This is a genomic window from Fusibacter bizertensis (assembly GCF_029914245.1).
Classification (GTDB): Bacteria; Bacillota; Clostridia; order Peptostreptococcales; family Acidaminobacteraceae; genus Fusibacter_C; species Fusibacter_C bizertensis.
In genome coordinates, this window is record NZ_JARYZI010000008.1 from 28,779 (window position 1) to 52,146 (window position 23,368).

Annotated in this window: 20 protein-coding genes; 3 read left to right on the top strand and 17 right to left on the bottom strand. The window is 35.8% G+C overall.

Going from position 1 to position 23,368, the window contains the following annotated elements; translation table 11 throughout:
- Window positions 1-14: 14 nt before the first annotated feature.
- From QE109_RS12110 to QE109_RS12160, 11 genes are all read right to left on the bottom strand, one after another.
- Window positions 15-554, bottom strand: coding sequence for a helix-turn-helix domain-containing protein (locus tag QE109_RS12110; protein WP_281094795.1), 540 nt, complete (start codon window positions 552-554; stop codon window positions 15-17).
- Between the two features lie 174 nt (window positions 555-728).
- Window positions 729-1,655, bottom strand: a complete 927-nt coding sequence (locus QE109_RS12115) for a chemotaxis protein (protein ID WP_281094796.1) — start codon at window positions 1,653-1,655, stop codon at window positions 729-731.
- A 210-nt stretch (window positions 1,656-1,865) separates the two neighbouring features.
- A complete protein-coding gene (locus QE109_RS12120) occupies window positions 1,866-3,053 on the bottom strand; it encodes a glycine C-acetyltransferase (RefSeq protein ID WP_281094797.1) in 1,188 nt (395 codons plus the stop codon).
- A gap of 44 nt (window positions 3,054-3,097) precedes the next feature.
- Window positions 3,098-4,135, bottom strand: a complete 1,038-nt coding sequence (locus QE109_RS12125) for an epoxyqueuosine reductase (RefSeq protein ID WP_281094798.1) — start codon at window positions 4,133-4,135, stop codon at window positions 3,098-3,100.
- A gap of 25 nt (window positions 4,136-4,160) precedes the next feature.
- Window positions 4,161-5,816: an ABC transporter substrate-binding protein gene (locus QE109_RS12130; protein WP_281094799.1), complete on the bottom strand. Its 1,656-nt coding sequence runs from the start codon at window positions 5,814-5,816 to the stop codon at window positions 4,161-4,163.
- 11 nt (window positions 5,817-5,827) lie between these two features.
- Complete coding sequence (locus QE109_RS12135) at window positions 5,828-6,388, bottom strand: ArsR/SmtB family transcription factor (protein ID WP_281094800.1); 561 nt, start codon at window positions 6,386-6,388, stop codon at window positions 5,828-5,830.
- A gap of 72 nt (window positions 6,389-6,460) precedes the next feature.
- Complete coding sequence (locus QE109_RS12140) at window positions 6,461-8,053, bottom strand: PP2C family protein-serine/threonine phosphatase (protein ID WP_281094801.1); 1,593 nt, start codon at window positions 8,051-8,053, stop codon at window positions 6,461-6,463.
- A gap of 25 nt (window positions 8,054-8,078) precedes the next feature.
- Window positions 8,079-9,725 (bottom strand): nucleoside kinase, encoded by a 1,647-nt coding sequence (locus tag QE109_RS12145; RefSeq protein ID WP_281094802.1) that lies wholly within the window; start codon window positions 9,723-9,725, stop codon window positions 8,079-8,081.
- 9 nt (window positions 9,726-9,734) lie between these two features.
- A complete protein-coding gene (locus QE109_RS12150) occupies window positions 9,735-10,559 on the bottom strand; it encodes a hypothetical protein (protein WP_281094803.1) in 825 nt (274 codons plus the stop codon).
- Between the two features lie 8 nt (window positions 10,560-10,567).
- Window positions 10,568-11,479 carry an RluA family pseudouridine synthase gene (locus tag QE109_RS12155; protein WP_281094804.1) on the bottom strand — a complete coding sequence of 304 codons (912 nt, stop codon included), beginning with the start codon at window positions 11,477-11,479 and terminating at the stop codon, window positions 10,568-10,570.
- Window positions 11,480-11,554: 75 nt separating this feature from the next.
- Window positions 11,555-12,385, bottom strand: coding sequence for a GNAT family N-acetyltransferase (locus QE109_RS12160; protein ID WP_281094805.1), 831 nt, complete (start codon window positions 12,383-12,385; stop codon window positions 11,555-11,557).
- 121 nt (window positions 12,386-12,506) lie between these two features.
- Between QE109_RS12160 and QE109_RS12165 the strand changes: the two genes are divergently transcribed.
- On the top strand, window positions 12,507-13,028 hold the full coding sequence (locus QE109_RS12165; RefSeq protein WP_281094806.1) for a hypothetical protein: 522 nt from the start codon (window positions 12,507-12,509) through the stop codon (window positions 13,026-13,028).
- Between the two features lie 65 nt (window positions 13,029-13,093).
- Here the strand turns inward: QE109_RS12165 and QE109_RS12170 are convergent, their stop codons facing one another.
- Together QE109_RS12170 and QE109_RS12175 are read right to left on the bottom strand one after the other, a co-directional pair.
- Window positions 13,094-13,834 carry a pseudouridine synthase gene (locus QE109_RS12170; RefSeq protein ID WP_281094807.1) on the bottom strand — a complete coding sequence of 247 codons (741 nt, stop codon included), beginning with the start codon at window positions 13,832-13,834 and terminating at the stop codon, window positions 13,094-13,096.
- A gap of 25 nt (window positions 13,835-13,859) precedes the next feature.
- Complete coding sequence (locus QE109_RS12175) at window positions 13,860-15,188, bottom strand: RsmF rRNA methyltransferase first C-terminal domain-containing protein (RefSeq protein WP_281094808.1); 1,329 nt, start codon at window positions 15,186-15,188, stop codon at window positions 13,860-13,862.
- Between the two features lie 160 nt (window positions 15,189-15,348).
- Between QE109_RS12175 and fba the strand changes: the two genes are divergently transcribed.
- Window positions 15,349-16,284, top strand: a complete 936-nt coding sequence (fba, locus tag QE109_RS12180; protein WP_281094809.1) for a class II fructose-1,6-bisphosphate aldolase — start codon at window positions 15,349-15,351, stop codon at window positions 16,282-16,284.
- Between the two features lie 309 nt (window positions 16,285-16,593).
- On the opposite strand, the gene QE109_RS12185 is transcribed toward fba, so the two are convergent.
- The 4 genes from QE109_RS12185 to QE109_RS12200 all read right to left on the bottom strand — a co-directional run bounded on the left by QE109_RS12185 (window position 16,594) and on the right by QE109_RS12200 (window position 22,262).
- On the bottom strand, window positions 16,594-17,733 hold the full coding sequence (locus QE109_RS12185; RefSeq protein ID WP_281094810.1) for a hypothetical protein: 1,140 nt from the start codon (window positions 17,731-17,733) through the stop codon (window positions 16,594-16,596).
- 26 nt (window positions 17,734-17,759) lie between these two features.
- Window positions 17,760-19,244 (bottom strand): hypothetical protein, encoded by a 1,485-nt coding sequence (locus QE109_RS12190; protein ID WP_281094811.1) that lies wholly within the window; start codon window positions 19,242-19,244, stop codon window positions 17,760-17,762.
- Window positions 19,225-20,145, bottom strand: a complete 921-nt coding sequence (locus QE109_RS12195) for a PstS family phosphate ABC transporter substrate-binding protein (RefSeq protein WP_281094812.1) — start codon at window positions 20,143-20,145, stop codon at window positions 19,225-19,227. Before QE109_RS12195 ends, QE109_RS12190 begins: the two co-directional genes overlap by 20 nt.
- A 212-nt stretch (window positions 20,146-20,357) precedes the next feature.
- Window positions 20,358-22,262: a sigma 54-interacting transcriptional regulator gene (locus QE109_RS12200; RefSeq protein WP_281094813.1), complete on the bottom strand. Its 1,905-nt coding sequence runs from the start codon at window positions 22,260-22,262 to the stop codon at window positions 20,358-20,360.
- A 138-nt stretch (window positions 22,263-22,400) separates the two neighbouring features.
- Here QE109_RS12200 and QE109_RS12205 point away from each other — a divergent pair, with 138 nt between their 5' ends.
- Window positions 22,401-23,366, top strand: a complete 966-nt coding sequence (locus tag QE109_RS12205) for a S66 peptidase family protein (protein ID WP_281094814.1) — start codon at window positions 22,401-22,403, stop codon at window positions 23,364-23,366.
- Window positions 23,367-23,368: the final 2 nt, after the last annotated feature.

The window sequence follows — 23,368 nt, forward strand, 5'->3', positions numbered from 1 at the left end:
ATTTCCTCCAGTTGCTAGAAATTAGGGGGAGTACCCACCAGCAGAAGTACCGCTTCTCTACGGCCTTTATTGACGATTTCATGCCCCTTATTTGCTTTATAATAAAATGAATCTCCCGCCTTTGCCACATACTTTTTGCTACCCAAATTGATAACAATTGAACCAGATAAAACATATCCAAATTCTTCGCCTACATGTGGTTCGTGCTCATCATATGCACCATTTGGCGCTAAAGTTAAAAGAATGGGCTCCATCATGTTCTTTTGAGCATTCGGGATAATCCATTCTAATTTGTATCCAACTTCTTCATTTTCTTTCTCAAAGAAATCTTCTGTTTTAAATACGATTTTTTCTTCCACTGTCTCACTGAAAAAGGCCTGGAGATTGGTCCCTAGGCTCTCCAATATATCGACTAAGCTCGCAATAGAAGGTGACGTCATGTCACGCTCAAGCTGCGATATAAATCCTTTTGATAACTCGCAACGATCTGCAAGTTCTTCTTGTGTGAGGTTGTTCTCCAGTCGAAGACGTTTGATTTTCTCTCCTATCTGCACAACCATCTCTCCTTTTAAATAACTTTCATTTAGTAAGTTGCAATCCTATCAGCTTGTTTACTTTTATTAAACTTTTCACTCGATTTATTATACTTTATTGAAATTTGCGCGTCAATACAAAAAAAAACAAAAAACGTAGCACTTCATAGCACTACGTTTCAGAGTTTATTGTTATTATTTTATTTTTAATATTTTATCGATGAGTTTTACAAGGTTTTCGATCTCCGGTTTACTCATTTGAGCATCCGCTCCAACAGCATCACCTTTGTGCATTAAATCATTTGTTATAAGTGATGAGAATATAATAATCGGTAATTTTTTTAAAATCTTATGTTCCTTGATGCGTCGCGTCAATGCGTGACCATCTAGTTGAGGCATCTCAATATCTGTAATCAACAAGTCTATATCAGAAGTGAAATTTTCACCCCTTTTATCCGCTACCATCATCAAGTATTCGTATGCTTGCATGCCATCATCAAAAAACTTAAGATTTGTAAACCCAGCTTTTGTCAACGTATCTAGCAGTACTTTACGAATCATCGGAGAATCATCTGCTAAGGCAACTTTGATTTTAGACCTATCTTTAACTTCGATTTCTTTAATTCGATCCATATTGATTCCAGTGTTTGGATTGATATCCATTACTATTTTTTCAAAGTCCAATAACATGATGATCTGATCGTTTAAGTTGATATTACCAATAATTAGTGAATTTGAAGTAATATCATCAGGTTTCATAATTGCATTCCAACCAATTCGATTGATTCCCAGCACTGTCTCAATTGCAAAACCAACCTTAATCTTGTTAAACTCACATACCAAAGTCATACTTGTTTTCACATTTGGATTTTTTTGATTTTCAAGAACATAGAGTAAATCAACAATAGAAATCATCTCGCCACGAATCAAAGAAATACCCGAAACAGCTGGATGTGAATTTGGGATTTTCGCTATGTTCTCAATTTGTAACAATTCTTTAACCTTAACGACATTAATAGCATAGTGAACACCTGCAACTGTAAAGTGTAGTATTTCAACTTCACCAGTTCCGCTTTCAAGTAAAATACCTGGTTTATTTTCCATAACTGAAATATCCTCCATAATCTAATTTTCCCACGTGAACCTAAATCACGTAATTACCTCGTCAAAATCCAAAAGTCATATATGTACTATTATACCTTTCTCTTCGTTATTAATAAATAACTTTATTCTTAGACGTCAGTATATGATATATGGCATTATACCCAATGAAAATATTAAAAATCAAAAAAGCATCTCTTTCGAGATGCTTGATTTAATAAAAGTAAGATTTTATATAAGCTTCATTTCTTTGCCAACAGCTTCAAATACTGAAACGGCTTTTAAAAGTTGTTCTTCTGTATGTGCAGCTGTAACCATACATCTCACTCTTCCGGTACCTTTAGGAACCGTTGGGAAGATGATCGGCGATACAAATACACCAAGTTCAAGCATACGTTTAGAAAATGCAACGGTTTGCGCTTCATCACCAATAATTACTGGTGTAATTGGCGTTTCGCTTGAGCCGGTATTAAATCCAAGTTTTCCTAGTTCTTCTTTGAAAAAGTTAGCATTGTGCCACAATCTATCTGTATATTCTGTTGTACTGCTGAGTAAAGCTACAGCTTCAGTAATCGCACCAACTGCAGCAGGTGGTAAGGAAGTGCTAAACAAAAGTGGTCTACCTCTATGTAGCAACCATTCTTTCATCACTTTACGTCCTGCTACATAGCCACCAATTACACCAATTGCTTTAGAAAGGGTACCAATTGTAAAATCAATTCTTCCGTGTAAATGGAAATGATCTACAGTACCACGGCCACTTTCACCAAGTACGCCAGAACCATGTGCATCATCAACATAAGTCATACAATTGTATTTCTCTGCAAGTTCTACTATTTCTGGTAACTTAGCGATGTCACCGTCCATACTGAAAACACCGTCAGTAATAATCAAACAATTTTCATAATTGCTACGTTTTTCTTTAAGTACACGCTCTAAGTCAGCCATATCGCTATGTTTAAATACAGCTTTATCAGCTTTTGAAAGCTTTACGCCATCAATAATACTCGCATGGTTTAATTCATCTGAGATGATCAAATCACCTTTATTTGTGATCGCTTGTATTGCACCTGCATTACAATTAAATCCTGATTGAAACACCATAACAGCTTCTTCACGTTTGAATTTAGCAAGCTCTACCTCTAATTGTTCATGGATATCCATGTTGCCTATAATTGTTCTTACAGCACCAGAGCCCACACCATATTTTTCAACTGCTTCTATAGCAGCTTTCTTCAATTTAGGATGGTTTGCAAATCCTAAATAATTGTTAGAAGATAGATTGATTACGGCTTTACCGTTTAGCATAACTTCAGCTTCGTTGGCCCCTTCAAGTACAGGCAACACACGATAAACGCCTTGCTCTTTAAGTTCCCTAACTTGATCTTGCAAATACTTTAACTCATGTACGTTTGACATTGTCATTCCTCCATAAAAAGTAATTCTACGCATTTAGTATATCACTATCCGTCCGTAGTGGAAATACAAAGTCTATTTATTGCCCATTTGTAATATTCACCCAGACGTTCATCTTTTTCAAGATATTTTTCTTCTTTTAACCGTTCTAAAACCATCATACTCTTGGAACCACTCAAGATAATTAATGCATTTCTTTTGTAAACCCATAGTGGTCGCCATGCAAATCCCATCTTTCCAAACTTGGTTTTAAACGCACTTGAAGTCATCTTTAATAGGTCAAAAAGTTCTATCCAGTTTGAGGTATGACTTGTAAGTAGAAAAGAGTTGCAGGTAGAAATGCTGGTATTACTATTGGCTGGACAAACTTCCTGACATATACTGCAACCATATAGTTGCCTCTTAAAATTAATTCGGTTTACTTCTTCAATTAATTCTTTTGTCTGTGTCATTTCTGATAAGCACAAATTCATCTGTGTAACCTCATAACCACAAACCTTAGTTGGACAAGCACTAACACAACGTCCACAGCTCTCACATCCCTCAAACCTATCCGATTGAATGCTTTGATTTATTGGCAACTCAGAATATAGTAAATGATTCTTAATAACAATATAGCCTATAAAAAAACGCGTCCCTAAAACAGGATGAATCAATAAATGGTTTTTTCCGACACTGCCTAACCCTGCATAAAAAGCTACTTCACGGTCATTATAAGGTGAATTATCCACGCAGAAATCAACTTGTTCAAATTTTTGGTCAAATTGATTTTCCAATTGATTCAATACTTTCACAAGAATTCCCTTAATTTCAACGTGATAATCGTAATCCCAAGCAAAAGCTTCTACTTTCCCATAAGACACACCTGGGCACTTATAATCAGAAGTCAAACGATAAGGGACTGCTATCGCAATTACTGTTGCTTCTTTTGAATGTACAGTATCAAATATACTATTTTCACTATTAAAAGTATGGACTTTTTCCGTAAAAAGGGGTTCCCCCTCTTTAATTAATACAATACCCCAATGCTTAAGCATTAGGGCATTCATTGTATTTTCAAGTATATTATAATCTGGATTTTTCATCGCTTCGCCTCAAAATTCACTTAATCTATTGTAAAACCTCGATTTCTAAGTTTTCAATTTGCTGTGTCCATGATGCAAATGCATCAATCTTTAAATTTTTCACTCTGCTGTTATATGCCCATATAGATTTTAGCCTTGCAATGGGTAAAACTGGTAACATTTCATTTTGAATCATGTGCCACTGTTTTAAAATCGTTTCTCTTTCAAATCTAGAATTTACTTCGTGAAGTTCATCAAACATTTCGTTTGAAGTTTGATCTTCAAAAGCTCCAAAATTATAGATGCCTTTTTCTATATTACTTGAGAATAACATTTCAGGGTTTTGATTTGACGTAATCTCCCAAGCTAAATTCCACATACTACTCTTTTCTTCACCTGACATTTTGTCAATCATGGTATTGTAATCCAGATAAATCAATGTCACTTCAATTCCTAATTTACGCCATTGCAATTTTGCAAATTGACCCAAATTATAAGACCAATCTGCTTCTGGAAACACCGTATATTCGAGCTTCATACGCTCCCCATTTTTTTCTCTAAACCCGTCATCATCTTTGTCTTTCCATCCTGATGAATCTAATAGTTCATTTGCTTTTTCTAAATTATAAACATATTGATCCAGTGGCTGCGTGTTTATATTATACTCAGCATTATCCGTTGCGATAAAGTTAACTGCATCAGAATAACCTGCCCATTCACTTTGGATAAATGCTTCTCGGTCTAAACCATAAAGTAACGCTTGTCTCACTTTCACTTCATTTAAAATCTGATTCGTTAAATCTAAGCCGATAAAAGTCGTAATATTTGTTCCTTGGGTCATCACGTTTCCAAAACTTAACTGCTTAACATCTTCAACTTTAAACTTTGAAGGCGATATCTCAAAAATGTCTATTTTACCCTCACCAAATGCTTTAAAAGCATCTGCTTCATTGTATTTTTTAATGACAATTCCAGATATTTTTGCATTATCTGCTAAATAATTTGTATTTTTCACAAGAACTATACTCTCACCAAGACTATAGTCATTGAAACTAAACGGGCCTGTTCCCATTGGTGCCTTATAATTTTTCTTGAAATCTTCCAACTCGATAAAATCGTAATAATCTTTAGAGAGAATTGGAACCACAAACGAGCTTAAATTATCGCGACTATTACTATTGAAAGTAAACTCGATTTGATGCTCACCTATTTTATCCACCGAAACTAAATGCGTTTTAACAGATGCGTATTTACCATCATAAAGAGGGTCAAGTAAAATCCCATAAGTAAACAATACATCTTCTGACTTAACAAGACTACCACTTTGAAATGTTATGCCTTCCTTCAAATCTACAGTATATTTAATCCCGTCCTCTGCCACAACATAGGATTTAGCAAGTACTCCTTGAAGAGAGTCATTACCGCTAAACACAAATAAACCATCAAAGACAAGGTCCGATATCCAATCTTCTACATCTTTCGATGCAAAAAGCGGATTGAATGTACTATCAATATCAGGTGCTGCTACAACTAGAGCACCCGACCTTGATAAAGCAGGGTTAGCGATCAACTCTTGCTCTACAGGATCTAGTTTCGTTGGTTTGGTTGTCTTTTCAGAGTCATTTTGAATCTCACATGATGTAGACAAAATCACGATGATCATCATTGGGACTATAATTTTGACGAATCGTCTGAAATTCATCGCCCTTTCTCCTACTCTTTATCTGGCATTGCAAATACCATAGTTGCAAGCGAATGTCTCTGCGCCCCTTCTCTTGGCTCTTCTTTATCAGATAAATATGAATCTATTAGCTTAGAAATATTTTCATTTAATTCTTTTGCTTCAGAGTCAGTTAAAAAATAATCTGCAAAGTGTGAAACTTTTCTAGATATTGGACCCGCATAATATTGAACAGACTCATAAAAATCTCTAGAAATCCCTTCAAAAAAAGCAACAGCTACATTACTTATAGAATCAGACATCTCATCATCTAAAGTGACTGCGCTACTGTCTATGATAATCTTATAAGCAACAGGACAATAGTATTTTTCTACTACGCCATATTTAGTAACTTCTTGCACCAACTCAATGATGCCTACTTTTTCAAGAATCTTGATATGATAATTCACTCTACCATGAGGTTCATCCAACATCTCAGCTATCTGTTTAGCCGTTTTAGGCTTAGCATCAAATGCTTCGATTATGTCGAGTCTGTACTGCTGTGATATAGCCTTAATCTGTTCTAAGTCTTTTAAGACAATGATATCTTTCATATTCACCCTACCCAATTAATTGTTTTAGTTCTAATTTTATTATAATTCTTATGTTAACCCCCGTCAATAGAGCTAGATTTCCATCAAAATATAAGTGATGTCATCATTTAAAACATCTTTCACAGGATTAATCATATTTACAATTAGATCATTTAATTCTTCAATTGATACAAATCTATGGTCTGTTAAAAATTTAATTAACTCCTCGTTATTAAAGGTATTGTTCTTTTCATCATCAATTAATCCATCAGTAAAAAACAAAAGTCGATCCCCTTTTTCGAGTTTAATTCGTTCACTTTTAAACTCAGGTGTTATGAACTCACTGAGTTTGCAAATTGGAAAACCTTCACTTTTATCTAAAAAATCAACTTTTCCGTTCTTTTTTATACGTATAGGACTACAATTTAGCCCTGCTGAACAATATGTTAACATTTTTGTACTTAAATTCATAGTCGCATAAAAAACAACCATGTGCATTTCATCTGGAAAATTCATCTCATTAAATTGATCATAAAAGTGAGATAACATGCGTTCTGGCTTTAATCCTCTAAATAATTGTTGGTTTTTTTCACCAAATTTAAGGTAGTTACTACTAAACATCGTTAAAAGAGCTGCGGAAATTCCATGTCCCGAAACATCCATCAAGTAAAGCGCTACGTTATCATCATCCAATCTATAGTGATCGAAAAAGTCACCACTTAAACGTTCACATGGCATATATTCTGAAAATATTTTTACATCTCTATAGTAGGCTTTAGGACTAGGCAATAGGGATTGTTGTATTTTCTTGGCATACTCAAGTTCATCTATAAATTTTTGATTTACTTCTCTCACTTGATACGTTTTTTTATCAATTATTTTTTTCAAATTCATCGCATATAGATTAAACTGTCTTTGCAAAACCCTTTGTTCACCTTCAGGAATAACAAAATTATTACGATTAACTTGATAAAAGAAAAAGATAAAACCTAATGTCTGCAAAATATAACTTTGAATTTGCATATAAAAGCTACTAATCGTTAGTGTTAAAAAGAGTTGCGCTACTAACATCGTACTAAAAGCAAATAAAGAGGCATACGTATTACTACCTTTCTCTCTTAGTATTAGTTCATAATTGAGAACAACCAACAGCATTACAGAAAGACCATGTATAAAAAAAGTAATCATTTCTTGGTTAGCTTGAGTTCTAAGAGAACCATAAACGACTATAAGCTCTAAAACGACAATTAGCACGCCTACTATTAACATGTGAATTGCATGCGAATAAAGCCAGGTTAATTTCCTTTGAAAATTCAAGGTCAGTACCCCGGTGACAAAGATCAATTTTCCAAAGCCAAGAAGCAAAGTCACAATTTCTAGTGTATTAATAGGCGCTGCAAAAATCACTACAATCGCTAAAATGATATTTGCAATCATAATAAATGAATAAAAAGAAATTGCGACATAGATTTCATCAATTTTGACTCGGCTTGTATAATAGGTTGCATTGGCCAACAATACCAGAACTACTAAATTAAATAGTAGTACCACGACAAAGTAACTTCTTGTATAATCAATTAACTTTTCAAATACAAAGACATTATTGATCACCATGATTGCCAATGCTATCGCAATCGATATAATATAGGATTTTCTTTCCATCGAACGTTCTTTGGCTTCTCCCATAACGCCTCCAACCAACAACTACTACTTATAAATCAAATCCACTACCACCGATAAACTCTTTAAGGATCGATACTTTTGGTACAAGTTCATCTTCATCTATTGATTTGAAATAGCCTAGAAATTTTCTGAGCAAAAGCGCTTCACTATATTCAGGTTCTTCTTGAGTAATTGCCTCTAGTAAGGGTAAAGCATGCTTTTTTAGTACCGCAAGTTCATATGGTAAAGCTGTATTAAAAACTTCATCTGCTTGCTCTTGAAAAGGAAAAATATTGATCTCTTCGCCTCTACGAACCGAAGCCCACATCCCTATAGTTCGCTTTGCTGAATGACCTCTAAATTGATTATCTCTGACAATTCTACGAAGAAGTCTTGTCTGTGTCGTTGGAATGCGATTATGTTCATCAATGTTAAGTTGTGTTAAAGCACTTACATAAATTTTAAATTTATCACGTTTAAAAATATGACTTGTTAGCGCTTCATTAAGTCCATGTATACCCTCAATTATAATAGGTTGTTCTTCCTTGATTTGAATTGGATTATTCTTATATTCTCTTTGCCCAATTTGAAAATTGAATACGGGCAAATCAACTGGTTCTCCATCAAGCAAACCGTTAAGATCAATGTTGAACTGTTCAACATCAACTGCTTTTAGTGATTCAAAGTCATAATCCCCATTTTCATCAAGTGGCGTTTTATCTCGGTTGACAAAATAGTTGTCAGTAGACATAGTAATAGGGTTGAGACCATTTACGCGAAGTTGAATTCTTAGTCTATTGGCAAAAGTAGTCTTTCCAGAAGAAGAAGGACCAGCAATTAAAATCACACGCTTTTTCTTTCTTGTAATTTCGTCTGCAATTGATGCAATCTTTTTCTCATGTAAAGCTTCAGCAATTTGTATCAACTCTTTATGTTGATCATTTAAAATCAACATGTTTAAATTGCTGACATAAGCAATATTCATGATTTTCGACCACTGCTCAGATTCTTTAAATACTTCAGCTACTTTAGGTGATTCAATAAACTCAGGAACTTTGAAAGGGCTATATTTAGTTGGATGCATCAAGATTGCACCCTCGTCATATTTGATGAAATCAAATATCTTAATATAGCCTGTACTCGGTACCATATAGCCATAAAAATAATTAAGTACACCATCGCACTCATATAATCTAATGTCATTTCTGGGTCTGAATTTCATGAGTTCGACTTTTGAAGTCATATGAAATTTTTCAAAAGTCTTAGTCGCATCTTCTACAGAGTAATGTGCCGTATTGAAAGGGAGATCCAGTTCCGAATAAGCTCTCATTTTATCTAAAATTAGTAAATAATCATCATGTGTTAATCGACGTTCATAATCAAACTCACAGTATAATCCCTTGCTCAGTGAGTGTTCAATACGTACTCGGATACCATCAAAACAAGCAAGCGCTGCTCTTGTCATCAAAAAAGCCAAACTGCGCTGATAAATTTTCTCACCGTCTGAATGTTGTAAATCAATAAACTCAACTTCACACCCTTCGACAATTTCATGGGTAAGCTCTCTCAACATATTGCCACACTTAGCTGCGACTATCAAAGGCATATCTGGTGTTTGTATTTGTTTTGAAATCATTTCATAAGTATCACCTAATTTAAACTCGAACTTACCATGTTTTTTCACTGAAACTTCCATGTTCTCCCCCTATTCAAAGTTTGCATTTGAGCTATTATTTATCTTAAAAAAGGTTTTATAATCTTGAGCAAGCAACTCCAATATCAATTCGTTTACAATCGAATACTTGTATCGTTGTACTTCAATTCCTAAAGACATCAAACAAGCTCTGAAGTCGTCGAGTACATTATAAGGGTTGCCATATACACGCTGAATTTCTTCAGCACTAACACCTTTGAAACCATGACCGATTAGAGAATTGTGCCTTAGCTCTATAAGTTGATTCATCTTTTCTGAATTCATTAACTTGATAATCGGATCAACGACAGCAGTGTTTTTGTCATACTTTCTAAAATAAGAATTCAAGGCAAAGATCAAATTGTTATTAAAGATTTTATAGTGATTTCTAAGAATTTTGAGAATTTCTTTTTTCTGTAGAAAACGCATCTGAAAAGTAAAATTGCGATCTGGAAGTTGACTTTTAATAAACATAAACTTATAAATAGCTTCTTTGAAACGGTAAACTCTACCTAAAAAATCAATATATTCTTCATTGACGATCTGAAACTTTAAGTTTTCTAAGAGTTCCGACATCAGCACATCTGGTTGACCGTCATTGAGTGACTCCAAATTCGCCATTAAATCAACACACACGGGGTATTTCTGTGCACTTTCCGAGAGTCTCCTTAGATGCTTTCTAGCAGTATAAAAGTCAAAGTTAACTGCATAACGACAAGAGTTTATAATTACTGCGGAATCCATGTTTTCCATACCCTTATCCTTTAGCACCTCATAAGCACCGCAGTAATCATAACGCTCGATAAGTTTTTTCATAACTTGCATGGATTCTACCATAAAGCCTCCTAAGAGTGTAATTTCACAAAATCTTCTATCTCTGTGGACTTAGCTTCAAAAGTACGTCCTTCGATAATCATACGGTTACTATGAAGTAACTGGTTACTTAAACCATCAACACGTCTTCCACCATATTTAAGGTCGCCTACTATAGAATGACCCAAAAGTTGCATTGATGCTCTAATCTGGTGACTACGACCTGTAAGGAGTTCAACTTCAACCAAAGTGTACTCACCTATATACTCTCCAAACTGCTGAAGGGGTTTGTATTTTGAGTGGCAGTATTTTGCTTCATCTGAATCTCTCGCTACAATTCTAACTTTATTTTGAATTTCGTCTTTAATTAAATAGCCTTTAACTTCACCAGGTTTTGAAAGTTTACCATGTACGACGCAAATATAGAACTTTTCAACATCGCGCTCACGCATAAGTGTATTGTATTTTTTTAACGCTTCATATGTCTTAGCAAATATAACTACACCACTTGTGTTTTTATCAAGGCGATGAACTGGAGCTGGTCTAAAAGTGTTTGTGCACAAATCTCTCAGGTAATAATGAACCATTGTCGCCAATGTGTTTTTATATTCCGATTTATCAGGATGTGTCAAGACACCCTTTGGTTTATTGAGGACCAAAATTTCTTCGTCTTCGAATACAATATCAAGACCTATCTTTTCTGGTTTAACAGGTACAAATGGTTTTACCATTGCATCGATGCTCTCTTCAGTCAAGTAAATTTCGAGAATATCATTTTCCATTAAAAAATAATCTTCTTGAGTCATTCGTTTACCATTAATTTTAAATACTTTTTTTCGGATTAATTTATAGATATTGCTTCTCGTTGTATTGTTAAAGTATTTGAGCAAATATCTATCCAAGCGTTGTTCAGATTCGTTTTTTGTAATTTCAATTTTCCTCATATTCGTACGGGTATTCTCTATACCCTCTCCTTATTCAAAAGTGTTCTATTGTTATGTTTCACAGTTTTAACTCTGTTAGTATTCAATGGTCAATAGTTTGTATGATTTAATTACCTTATACCCTATTCTATCATAAAGTGCTCTTGCATTTGGGTTGTTATCCTTCACAAAAAGATACGGTTTTTTATGTCTTTCAAGTAAAATCTTGGTCAATTCACTAGAAATCACTTCTCCAAAACCTCTTTTTCTATACTTAGGAGATACATAGATCCCAGAGAGTATCCCCATATGTTCAGTTTCATCTTCAATCATACCTTGTGCAACAATTTCATGACCAATTACTCCCAAAAGGTAATTATCCTGAGCAATTAGCTCTTTGAATTCTTTTACAATGTCATTGATGGCTTTGACTTGTCTTCCAAAATGTGTTTCAACATCTATGAAAAATTTCAAATCATTTAAAAGTTCATCCACCAGTTTATTTGAACCTGTAACAAGATCAATTTCATTGCTAGCCTTTATTGATAAATGATCACTTTCAAACCCCATAAGCGTCGCCATAGACTCTGATGTAGACGAAACAGTTCTACAAATTAATTTGTAGATCCCATCAACCATGGGAGATGTCCCCTTCACAAATTTAGGTTTGTGAAATTTAATGGCTTTTAATAAGTCTAAATTCCCTAAAATTCTAGGATTCTTGCAGTGAAGACTCATTACTCTTTTCGCAGAAAAATAAAAGACGCCTATTAATGTGTCTTCTTCCATATACCCATAAAAAACGCCCTGTGCTTCTTGGTTTTTTAAAAGTTCTAATGGTTTTAATAAATATATTGTTTCATCACCACAGCTTGATACATAAGCAGCAAGCTGTGGTATATGCATCTCTTCTAATTTGATAAACATAAAACACCTCAAAAAAATTGTAACACGAAAGTAATCTATTTGGGAAGAACAATACTTTTAGAATCAATGGAATTATGCTATTCTATAGGTAGTAGAGCAGTTTTATCAAAGGAGCGTTCAAATGTTTGAAAAAATTAAAGACTTTTTATATGACATCAGTGACATTTTTTTGTCTCTGCTGATAATAGGACTCATATTCTTCGCAGTTTCCTGGAAAATTTCAGATACTCTTAGTATTGATATAGATGCTCCTGGTACAACAGTAGAAACTGAAGCGACTACAGAAGGTAGTTCAATCGTAGTAACACCAGTTGAACCAACTGAGGCAACTATAGAAACCTCTGAAGGTGAAACATCAGAGGGAGAACCAACTGAAAACACAACCGAAGTGACCACAGAAGCCCCAACACAACCAGCAACACAAGCGGGTGTCCTCGAAAACTTCGTCGTTGCAGATGGAGAACTAGGATATACTATCGGTAAACATCTTGAAGAACAAGGTTTTGTTTACGATTCTGACGACTTCGTCAAACGCTTAATTGAGATGGGCTACGATAGTAAGTTAAGAGCGGGCACATTTAAACTTAGCAAAACAGATTCACTCGATACCATCATTAAAGTATTGGCTGGACAAGGAAGATAATATTTCTTAAAACAAACGAATAAGCTGCCTCAAATGATGCATTAATCATATTGAGACAGCTTTTTTTATTGATTGATCTCTACTCCTTGAACCAATAACTTAAGCTCATCTTCAGACAATTCTTTGTAACTACCAAGTTCAAGTTCTGGATCGAGTGTAAGTGCATTCATCATCGTTCTCTTTAGATATACTACTAGCCCGCCTTGCGCTTCAAACATACGCTTAACCTGATGAAACTTTCCTTCATGAATCGTCAACGTCACGTTTGAAAAACCATCTTTTACACTATCTATGATAAGTTCAGCTGGTTTACATGCATATCCGTCATCAAGCACTATGCCTTTAGCAAAAGCATCTATATCTGCATCTCCAACTACTCCTTCAACTTTAGCAATATAGGTCTTAGGAACATGCTTTTTAGGGGACAGAAGATTATGTGTAAGTTCTCCATCATTTGTAATTATAAGCAACCCCTCAGTGTCTATATCAAGCCTACCTACAGGAAAAAGTTCATAGTGTTTATATGATTCATCAATGAGATCAATTACAGTTTCATGATGGTTATCTTCTGTTGCAGATATCACACCTTGGGGCTTGTTGAGCATCAAATAGAGATATTTTTTATAAGTTACGATTTCCCCTCTATAAGTAACTTCATCTTCGTCTGAATCTATTTTCTCTTTTCCTACTCTAACTGTCATCCCGTTGACTTTAACTTGTCCAAAGCGAAGAGCATCTTTCACTTCACTTCTTGTACCTTTTCCCATATTTGAAAGCATTTTATCAAGTCTTATTTTCTCGCCCATATTAACTCGTCTCCATTTCTAATTTTTATAACATTCTCCAAGAAGGTGGATACATGTTTTTTACAGTTCCACTTGAAAGTTTTGCAAAACCAAGCGGAAATCCATCTGTACAAACAAGATGTAACCCTTCCGTTTTTACGTCTACAAAAATTGTTTCACCCTTTAGATACTTTACAGTATCAAAATTTTGGGATTCAAGATCCAAAATTGGTGTAAAGTTTTCTGATTTGAGGTATAGTGCAAGTGCTTGACTAGGTGTAAATCGCCCTTTCTTGATTTCACCAAGCAGTAGCCCTTCACGCACGACTCTAAGTCCTTTAGTTGGCACTTTATACTCCGGTTTCAAAATAAGTCTTTCTCCTTCGAGTACAAAATGACCTACTAAAGGTTCTTTCATATGCTTGTCCATAAAAAGCTTGAAAATCTCGGGCGGTTCATTATCAACATATTTTTCTCTTGATTTTACATGAGACGTACTACCAGATAAACTCCCTATAAAATGACCTTCACCACGCTGTAAATGTGGCCATATATGTGTCATATATTTAGTGTTTTCATCATCATATGCGATACCCGATAGTTGAATTTCTCTTTGTGAAAACAACTCTGTTTGATTAAGCAGATAAGCAATTTGATCTTCGTTTTCGGTTTCGGCAAATGTACAAGTTGAATAGACAATTTTCGAATCATCACTCATAAGATTTTCTAACTGATCAATAATTTCACGTTGGATGTTATGACATTCGGCAGGCCCATAAGTTTCCCATGATTTCACTGCTCTCGGATCTTTTCTAAACATCCCTTCTCCAGAACATGGTGCGTCAACTAGTATGCTATTAAAACAATTGCCGATCACTTTAGCGATTTTGTCTGGAGATTCGTTGAGCACAAGTACATTTCGCAGTCCAAATTTTTCAACATTTCTTAGGATTGCTTTAACACGTGTTTCGTTGATATCATTGGTAACAAGTAAACCTCGGTCACCAATCAAATTAGAAATTTGCATAGATTTTCCGCCAGGTGCAGCGCAAAGATCAAGACAAAAATCATCAGGGGTTGGATTTAAAGCATTCACTGGTGACATTGCAGATGGTTCTTGAATATAGTAGAGTCCCGCACTATAGTACGGATGTTTTGTCACCGGATTATCTGGCTGGTAGTAAAAACCATCACTTGTCCATGGAACGGGTTCTAATTTATAAGGAAAAATCTCAAGAAAATGGTCGACACTTATTTTAAGTGTATTAACGCTTAGGCTTACATGGTAATCTTCATTATACGTCTGGATAAAATCGAGATACGATTTTCCTAACTTTTCTTTCATGCGCATGGTAAAAATCTCAGGTAAATTCACGGGTTACTCCTCATCCCTACGGGATATTTACAATCTATTTAAATTTTATGACTAGCAAATTCATAGGACATGTTTTATAATATCATATATAGCAGGATATTGTTAATAGGTTTGTTTTCAAGATTTGCACTTAATCCATATATTAAAAGGAGTGATTACAGTGCCATTAGTAAATACCAAAGAAATGTTTAAAAAAGCCTATGAAGGCGGATACGCTGTAGGTGCATTTAACGTAAACAACATGGAAATTATCCAAGGAATCGTTAAAGCTGCAGCTGAAACAAAATCTCCACTTATTCTTCAAGTATCTTCAGGCGCTAGAAAATATGCTAGCCCAGCTTACCTTACTAAACTTGTAGAAGCAGCTCTTATTGAGCATCCAGAAGTTGAAATCGCTTTACACCTTGATCATGGTGACGATTTCGAAATTTGTAAGCAATGTATCGATGACGGTTTTACTTCAGTTATGATCGATGGTTCACATCACTCATATGAAGAAAACGTTGCGCTTACTAAAAAAGTGGTTGAATATGCACACTCTAAAGGTGTTGTTGTAGAAGCTGAGTTAGGTAGATTAGCTGGTATCGAAGATGCTGTTAATGTATCTGCTGAAGATGCTACTTACACAGACCCTGATCAAGCAGTTGATTTCGTAACTAGAACTGGTTGTGACTCACTTGCTATCGCTATTGGTACAAGCCATGGCGCTTACAAGTTTGCTGCTGATTCAGATCCTAAACTTGACATTGAACGTCTTAAAAAGATTTCTACATTATTACCTGGCTTCCCACTTGTATTACATGGCGCATCTTCAGTTATCCCTGAGTATGTTGAAATGTGTAACGAGTACGGCGGTCAATTAGTAGATGCTAAAGGATGTCCAGAAGATCAACTTAGAGAATCTGCTAGATACGGTATCTGCAAAATCAACATCGATTCAGATTTAAGATTAGCTTTAACTGGTACAATCCGTAAGCAATTTGCGCTTGACCCAGGTAATTTCGATCCAAGAAAATATTTAGCTCCTGCTAGAGAAGCTATCTACGGAATGGTTAAACACAAAATTATCAACGTATTAGGTAGTGATCAAAAATAAATAAAAAATGCTGATAGGAAGACCTTTGGTGACAAAGGTCTTTCTGTTTTTTTGCCATAGAAAGGGGCAAGCGCACTAAAAAGAAGTTGTTCCGCTAGGTCCTCGCCTTTCAGGCTGCGGATTCGCTCTCAACTTCTTTTTAGTGCACTTGCCCTAGTATGCCATAAATACAGATGACGCTTTGTTGGTGGGGTTGTTCCGCTAGGTCCTCGCCTTTCAGGCTGCGGATTCGCTCTCAACTTCTTTTTAGTGCGCTTGCCCTAGCATGTCATAAATACAGATGACGCTTTGTAGGTGGGGGTGCTCCGCTTACTCCACAAACCCATCCGTTGTAGGAGTGCCCTCAAATAAATTGCCGGGAGAGCGGTAGTACATCCTCGTTACTGAGCCATCTGTTTTTGTGTAGTCAATCACAAAAACTTGGCCAATTTCTATCAGCATGGGGTAATTATCATATGGTAGTGAATCACCATTTCTAGGTTTATCCTTGAAGACGTCATAAGCATTTTCTAATCGCCAGAACTCACGTGATGCATAGTCTTTGAATCCGGTTAAGTCCTGCTTACCAAAATACAAAGCTTCAAATTCAGCATCACCTACTGTGATGTGATCTACTCGAATCGGTTCAATGTCTTTTGCAAGGCCACTTAGGTCCTCAGAATGGATCAATTCACCATAAACATCAACAAGCTGTTTAGCCATACATGGCACTGAATGGGTAAAATCCATTGCATCAAGACCTGTATGCGCAGAGCCATAGATGCCCATGATATCAGTACCTTCTAGCTTTTCTAATTCTCTAATGAAATTTTTTGTCATTGTATTTTCACGGTATTTGTCATCGTCTCCGCCGTAATACTCTTTACCTTGTTCAATCGCTTCTAGTGTTAACTCATATTGATCTGTTTCTTGTAAACTATTGTCTTCAAGATACTTGAGATAACGTTTGCCAGTGGTGTCATACTGATGTCCCACATCTGTACCATGAAAGAACGTCTCAGGATATTTTGCCTTAAACGTCTTAAAATAGCTTAAAACTTCAGGGGTTTGAGATAGAGTGCCCGACCAGTCTTGATAGATACCATCAAGAATTTCGTCGTTATCAGACTTCATCCATAGGTTTAACAATTCTCCTGTATAATATGGCATTTCAATAAAAAGATGTCTCATCCCTTTATCTTCGTAATACCCCTTCCATAGTTCTAGCTCTCTATCTAGTATTTTCTCCACACTGTGTGATTCGCCATAAAGATAGACTTGACCATCGAATTTAAACGACTCTAAATCGTCGATATTTTCTGCATCTTCAGTCGTTGCTTGAGTAGATTGATTTGTTTGCGCATCAGGTAGTGTCTTATCCAAATTAGCCTGAGATTCACCATCACACGCTGTCAAAACCATAAGTAGTATAGCCAGTACTGCTAATAAAGTATATCTATTGCGTTTCATTTTTGACCTCCTCAAATTTGAATTAATTATTCTTGAAACATCACCCAGTTATAAACATCAAAGGCGTCATAGGGTATCATTAAGTAAAAATCATTGTTATCTTTCGTTGGAATGACAACCTCTAGAGCTGAGTTATAAAGAAAAAAAGTCATCTCCTCATAATTTTTATTAACTTCAGAAAATTCGTATTGATCGTATAAGTCACACTGTTCTTTGATATTATCACGTATAATATCATTCACCATTGAAGCATCTACAAATAGATCCTCTAAATTTATAAGTTCACCCATATCATTATAGAGTTCATTAGATTGAACGATTTCATACTCACCTGTGCTTTCTTTGTAGATTTGACTAGATAACTGGGTGTAAGGACCAATTTCTCTAGTTGAAATATAGATTTCGATAAAACTCCCCTCACTTGCTAAACTTTCACTTTTGACCCAACCCAGCAAATCATCGGCTAGAGCTTGTGCCCTCACCTTCATTTTACTTGTACCAAAATAAGTCGTAATCGTGTAATCGCCATTGGTTATCGTTCCATTTATGACCCCGTGATCAACCTCGCCTTGACGGCTCCAGCTTACTAACATTCTTTTTTCTTTCTCGTCAAGGTAAAGAGACGAATTTTTATCCATGTATCGGTCCCCAATTGCTAATTGACCCTCAAATTCTGATAGGTTGATGCTGATTTCTACCGGGCTAAAATTAGATGCAAAGTGATCATCTCTTTCGTCAAATAAAATGGTAAGCGTATAATCATTTAGTAAAAAAGGTTGGTTTTCAGAAATTGTATCAAAGGGTTTAACTAGGGTTAGTGGATTATAAAAATAATCTTCATGCACTTCATCTATCGCATTTTGTTTTCCCAATTCGTCTAATATGGCATCATTAATTGCCTTTTTATAGTCAAACCCATCAACAAACAATGCACTTAGTGGTATATGCTTACCAGTATTTAAATCTATGTTTACAGTTCTTAGAACACTCATCCACGACATTTCCGAATAGTTGAAGTTTCCAGAGCCCCTGATACTAACGCTTAAAATATTGTTGTTATTAAAAGCAACATACGTAGAGATTTCTTTATTCCAGATTGAAGTAGAATCTTCAAGCAGTGTACGAATTCCTCTGTAAGGGGCTATCGTTTCCGGCTTAAGTAATGACTGAACTTCTAAAATGCTATCTTCAATTATACTTTTCACTTTATTTTCTATCACTTTGTCCTTCAATCCTGAAAGCGATGCTAAGTGTTTCGTAAAACCATCTTCGTTTTGTTCTATATTTTCTATCGTTAAGTTATTGGGAACATAATAGAAAAAATTATCTGAAGATGTCACTGACTTTCCATAATCAGAATATTGAAAGCTAGTTTCTGGCGTTTCCATGTTTATGTCGATCTGATCAATTTTTGGCTTGGCACATCCGCTAAGTCCTAACCCAACAATTACAGCACAAAGAAATACGATTAGGATGCTATACCTAAGTTTCTTACTTTTGAACTTTGACATAGCCACTCTCCTCCATCAACTTTTGACCATCTTCCGACAAAATCCAGTCGATGATTTTCCTTACGTCGCTGTCTTTAGGAGAATCATTCCGTATCACTGCATAGTAAGCTGTGGTGTAAGGATAATCACCACTACTTATACTTGATGCTTCCGGATAAACACCATCTACTTCTAATAGCTTAACTGCATCATTTCCCCACATATCCGTAACGAAATAATAATAAGAATACCCCAGTGCACCCTGACCGTTTTCATAACTCGCTACAGCATCAATGAGCATCCCCATCTCAGCGACTACTTGTTCCATAGGGGGTGACATCGGCTCAACATCTTTCATTACCATATTTAGGAATCCCGTCTGACTCCCTGAATTAACTGGTCTTTGATAAGGTATGATTTCTATATTATCTCCCCCCACTTCTGACCAGTTAGTGATCTCTCCAGCATAGATTTTTTGAATCTGATCTTGAGTTAAGCCACTGACAGTATTCTCTTTATGTGTTAAAAATACAAATGCTTCACTAACTATAGGGACTATTTCTAGAACTACACCCTTTTCCTCAGCTAGTCGAAGCTCTTCTTCTGATGGAGCAGTTACAAAAATCAAATCTGCTTTTCCCTCGATGAGATTTACATAGGCTTGGTGCGTTTTGTTATGTAAAATATAGGGCCTTATGTTCTCTAATGTTTGGTTAGTAAGTGTTGCAGCGACTGCTTCAGATAGTGGTATGGTTACAGTTGAACCATCTACTTTGGGATACGACTCAATCTCGAAGACTGGCGTACTTTTCCCGCAACCCGTCGCTTGAAACAAAATGAAAATAAACATTAAAAACATTAATACTTTCTGACTGCTCCATTTCCATAGCCGTTCTTCATTCTTTTGATTACTAAAAATCATCTGTTACCTCCCCTTTAAGTAATTCTATACAAACCTCTTTTTACTCTTGTCTGATTTAATCAAAATAGCCATCTTATTATCCCTTTAAAATACTCGACTTATATACTTAAAATATCACAAGAAGATTGAAATTTGATTAGAGAATCCTTAAAGTAAAAAGTGATAATACATTTCGAATCTACGAAGAATATCATCACTTTAACTTATTTCTCTTATTTCTTAAGTCCAATCTCATATTTCTTTGCTTTTTCATAGAAAACAGATCTTGAAATTTCAAGGGTTTCGATGGTTTTTTTGATATCATAGCCCGTTTCATCAAGGATCTTTGTGATTTGCTTGCGCTCCGCCTCTTCAATAGTACTTTTTAAAGTTTGATGCTGTGTATTGATCCTTACAGGCGAAGATAAAATGATATCTTCTGCCTCTATCATCTTACTTTCAGACAGATTATATGCAAGTTCAAGTACATTCTCAAGCTCTCTGACATTTCCAGGCCAATGATAACCTAGTAACATCGCCATCGCTTCGCCGCTGATATCCTTTGATGTCATCTCCATTGATTCTGTAATCTTCATGGATATGGAATCAATCAGTGAATAAAGATCAGCTTTTCGCTCTCTTAGAGGTGCTACATGTATAGGAAAAGCACTGATTCTATAATATAGGTCTTCTCTAAAAATTCTATTTTCAATTTCCGAGTGCAAATCTTTGTTGGTTGCTGCTATGATTCTGACGTCAACCTTAGTCGGCTTCGTTGCACCAACTTTATAAAAGGATTTACTTTGTAAGACTTGAAGTAGCTTCACTTGCATGTTTTGTGGCAACTCTCCAATTTCATCTAAAAAGAGTGTGCCACCATCTGCCATTTCAAAGAGTCCTATTTTTCCACTTTTTTCTGCACCTGTAAAAGCGCCTTTGACATAACCAAAGAGTTCACTTTCAAAGAGCTGGTGAGGGATGGCGGTACAATTCACACTTACAAATGGTGTTTTTTCGGATTTTTGTCCTAATTTATGGATTTTATAGGCAATTAAAGTTTTCCCTGTGCCACTTTCCCCTGTAATTAAAACAGTACTTTTAGTTTTAGCTGCTTTTTCTATAAGAAAATTGATGCGTTGAATTGCATTTGAATTACCTGTAATTCCAGTAGCACCCACAGAATTTTTGTGAATTTTGGAAACAAAAAGTTGCTGCGTTGTTTTTTCAAGCATTGCAATCAGTTGATTTCTCTGTCTTATCAATTCATTGGCATCAGATAAGTCTATCATTTTAACCATTATAAGTTTCGAGTCCTCTAACTTCTCGGCCCCACAAAGGGTCGGTCTTTGATTAATTTCTACATATGTGTAATCGATTTTGTCTACTTCATCTAATTGACACTGCTCTACCATCTTAAAAAGCAATTCACTTTTGAGCACATGCGCCATTGGCTTATCAATTACACTGCAATCTTGAGCCTTTACATCACTTGACACTGGCCCTTGGTGCATATCGTGCTTGGTTACATCTGAAATTATACCTTTCGCTCTAAATGGCATACCCCTTAATAGCTCCGAGACGGTCTCATTTCTTACACTATAGCCCCTATCTTGATAAAACTTTAAACGGTCTAGATGGAGATCAAAAATAACCATATGCCCTATTGCGATTGCATAATTCATCAGATAAGACGTTTCATCTATTTTAATAAGTACTTCTTTTTCCTTTAGGTTAATTGAGGTAGAGATCTTGTGCTTTTTCACCATCGTTTCAAAGATTAAGTGATCACTATGCGTTTTGTTTTTCCAAACTTTAAGTTCACCTTTTGACTTTGGATCGTCATAGATCCCCACTGCTACAAAAGCATCATCGTACGCAAGTTCATCTGTATTGATCCCTATTCTTTCTAAGTGTGCCACATCAAGTCCGCCGTCGTCGTACCCAAGCCTATTGTCTACGATGACGACTAGATCTCCACTTCTAAGTTTTCCGCTCTCATGAGGGACTACAGGCTTTATATCCACACCCGTCAATAGTCGCGCTTTTTCGTTAAACATTTTTATGATACCGTTTTCATCGATAATTAACACACCTTCGTCAACAGCATCTATAATTTTTATAAATTGGGTTGAATTCATCTTAAGCTCCTTGTATGATTTGTGTAGATTATAACATAGAAAAAAACGCATTGGCACGGTTATTGCAAATAATATCATAAGGTATAGTACATACAAACCCTTCATCTATGATAAAATATACTAAATTGAGGTACGCATATGATTAAACCTAAAAAACTTAAAATTGGTGACACCGTTGCAGTGATCGCAACATCATCGCCCGCTGATCCCAAGCGGGTATCAATGGCGGAAAAAGGGCTAAAAGCACTTGGATTAAATCCAGTATTTTATCCATCATGTTATGCAAGTCACGGTCATCTATCGGGAACTGATGAGATCAGGCTAAAAGATCTACATGATGCCTTTCAAAACACCGACCATAAAGGGATTATCTGTTTAAAAGGCGGTGCTGGCGCAATGCGGCTGCTAGATAAAATCAATTATGATCTTGTGAGAAATCATCCAAAACTGTTTGTAGGTTTTAGTGATGTCACTGCCTTACATCTAGCCTTTGCTGCAAAGTGTAACCTAACAACGGTTCACGGACCTATGGCACTATCTGAGATGTTTCAGTATGAGGATGGCGAAGTGAAACTTGATCAGTTCACCTTAGCATCGTTTCAAAAGGCAATATTCGAAAGTGCACCGATGGGAAAAATTGAAAATCCTGAAGGCTTTGAAGTCCAGTCACTCGTTGGCGGAACGACTTCCGGACCAATCATCGGAGGAAATTTATCGCTAATTGCTGCAACTTTAGGCACGCCATACGAAATTGATACACGTGGTAAAATATTATTTCTTGAAGAAACACATGAACCTTTCTATGTCATAGATCGACTTTTGACAGCGCTTGCACTTGCTGGAAAGTTTAAAGACTGTAATGGGATCGTGCTAGGCACTTGGACTGGCTGTCGCGCTGAAGAAAAGAAGAGTTACAAGGGAAAAGACTTATCACTTGATATGATCATCGATGAAGTCATCACCCCATACGGTAAGCCCATGATCAATGGACTCTACGCAGGTCACAATTTCCCGCAGATTTCTCTGCCACTTGGGGTAAATGTTACACTTGATGCCAAAAATGGCACACTTTATTATAATGAGTCACACTTCGATACAAATTAACT

What these genes read in the sequence shown, in the direction of transcription:
- QE109_RS12115 (WP_281094796.1), bottom strand. Translation starts at nt 1,655, where the DNA reads ATGGAGGATATTTCAGTTATGGAAAATAAACCAGGTATTTTACTTGAA.
- QE109_RS12120 (WP_281094797.1), bottom strand. Translation starts at nt 3,053, where the DNA reads ATGTCAAACGTACATGAGTTAAAGTATTTGCAAGATCAAGTTAGGGAA.
- QE109_RS12125 (WP_281094798.1), bottom strand. Translation starts at nt 4,135, where the DNA reads ATGAAAAATCCAGATTATAATATACTTGAAAATACAATGAATGCCCTA.
- QE109_RS12130 (WP_281094799.1), bottom strand. Translation starts at nt 5,816, where the DNA reads ATGAATTTCAGACGATTCGTCAAAATTATAGTCCCAATGATGATCATC.
- QE109_RS12135 (WP_281094800.1), bottom strand. Translation starts at nt 6,388, where the DNA reads ATGAAAGATATCATTGTCTTAAAAGACTTAGAACAGATTAAGGCTATA.
- QE109_RS12140 (WP_281094801.1), bottom strand. Translation starts at nt 8,053, where the DNA reads ATGGGAGAAGCCAAAGAACGTTCGATGGAAAGAAAATCCTATATTATA.
- QE109_RS12145 (WP_281094802.1), bottom strand. Translation starts at nt 9,725, where the DNA reads ATGGAAGTTTCAGTGAAAAAACATGGTAAGTTCGAGTTTAAATTAGGT.
- QE109_RS12150 (WP_281094803.1), bottom strand. Translation starts at nt 10,559, where the DNA reads ATGGTAGAATCCATGCAAGTTATGAAAAAACTTATCGAGCGTTATGAT.
- QE109_RS12155 (WP_281094804.1), bottom strand. Translation starts at nt 11,479, where the DNA reads ATGAGGAAAATTGAAATTACAAAAAACGAATCTGAACAACGCTTGGAT.
- QE109_RS12160 (WP_281094805.1), bottom strand. Translation starts at nt 12,385, where the DNA reads ATGTTTATCAAATTAGAAGAGATGCATATACCACAGCTTGCTGCTTAT.
- QE109_RS12165 (WP_281094806.1), top strand. Translation starts at nt 12,507, where the DNA reads ATGTTTGAAAAAATTAAAGACTTTTTATATGACATCAGTGACATTTTT.
- QE109_RS12170 (WP_281094807.1), bottom strand. Translation starts at nt 13,834, where the DNA reads ATGGGCGAGAAAATAAGACTTGATAAAATGCTTTCAAATATGGGAAAA.
- QE109_RS12185 (WP_281094810.1), bottom strand. Translation starts at nt 17,733, where the DNA reads ATGAAACGCAATAGATATACTTTATTAGCAGTACTGGCTATACTACTT.
- QE109_RS12190 (WP_281094811.1), bottom strand. Translation starts at nt 19,244, where the DNA reads ATGTCAAAGTTCAAAAGTAAGAAACTTAGGTATAGCATCCTAATCGTA.
- QE109_RS12195 (WP_281094812.1), bottom strand. Translation starts at nt 20,145, where the DNA reads ATGATTTTTAGTAATCAAAAGAATGAAGAACGGCTATGGAAATGGAGC.
- QE109_RS12200 (WP_281094813.1), bottom strand. Translation starts at nt 22,262, where the DNA reads ATGAATTCAACCCAATTTATAAAAATTATAGATGCTGTTGACGAAGGT.
- QE109_RS12205 (WP_281094814.1), top strand. Translation starts at nt 22,401, where the DNA reads ATGATTAAACCTAAAAAACTTAAAATTGGTGACACCGTTGCAGTGATC.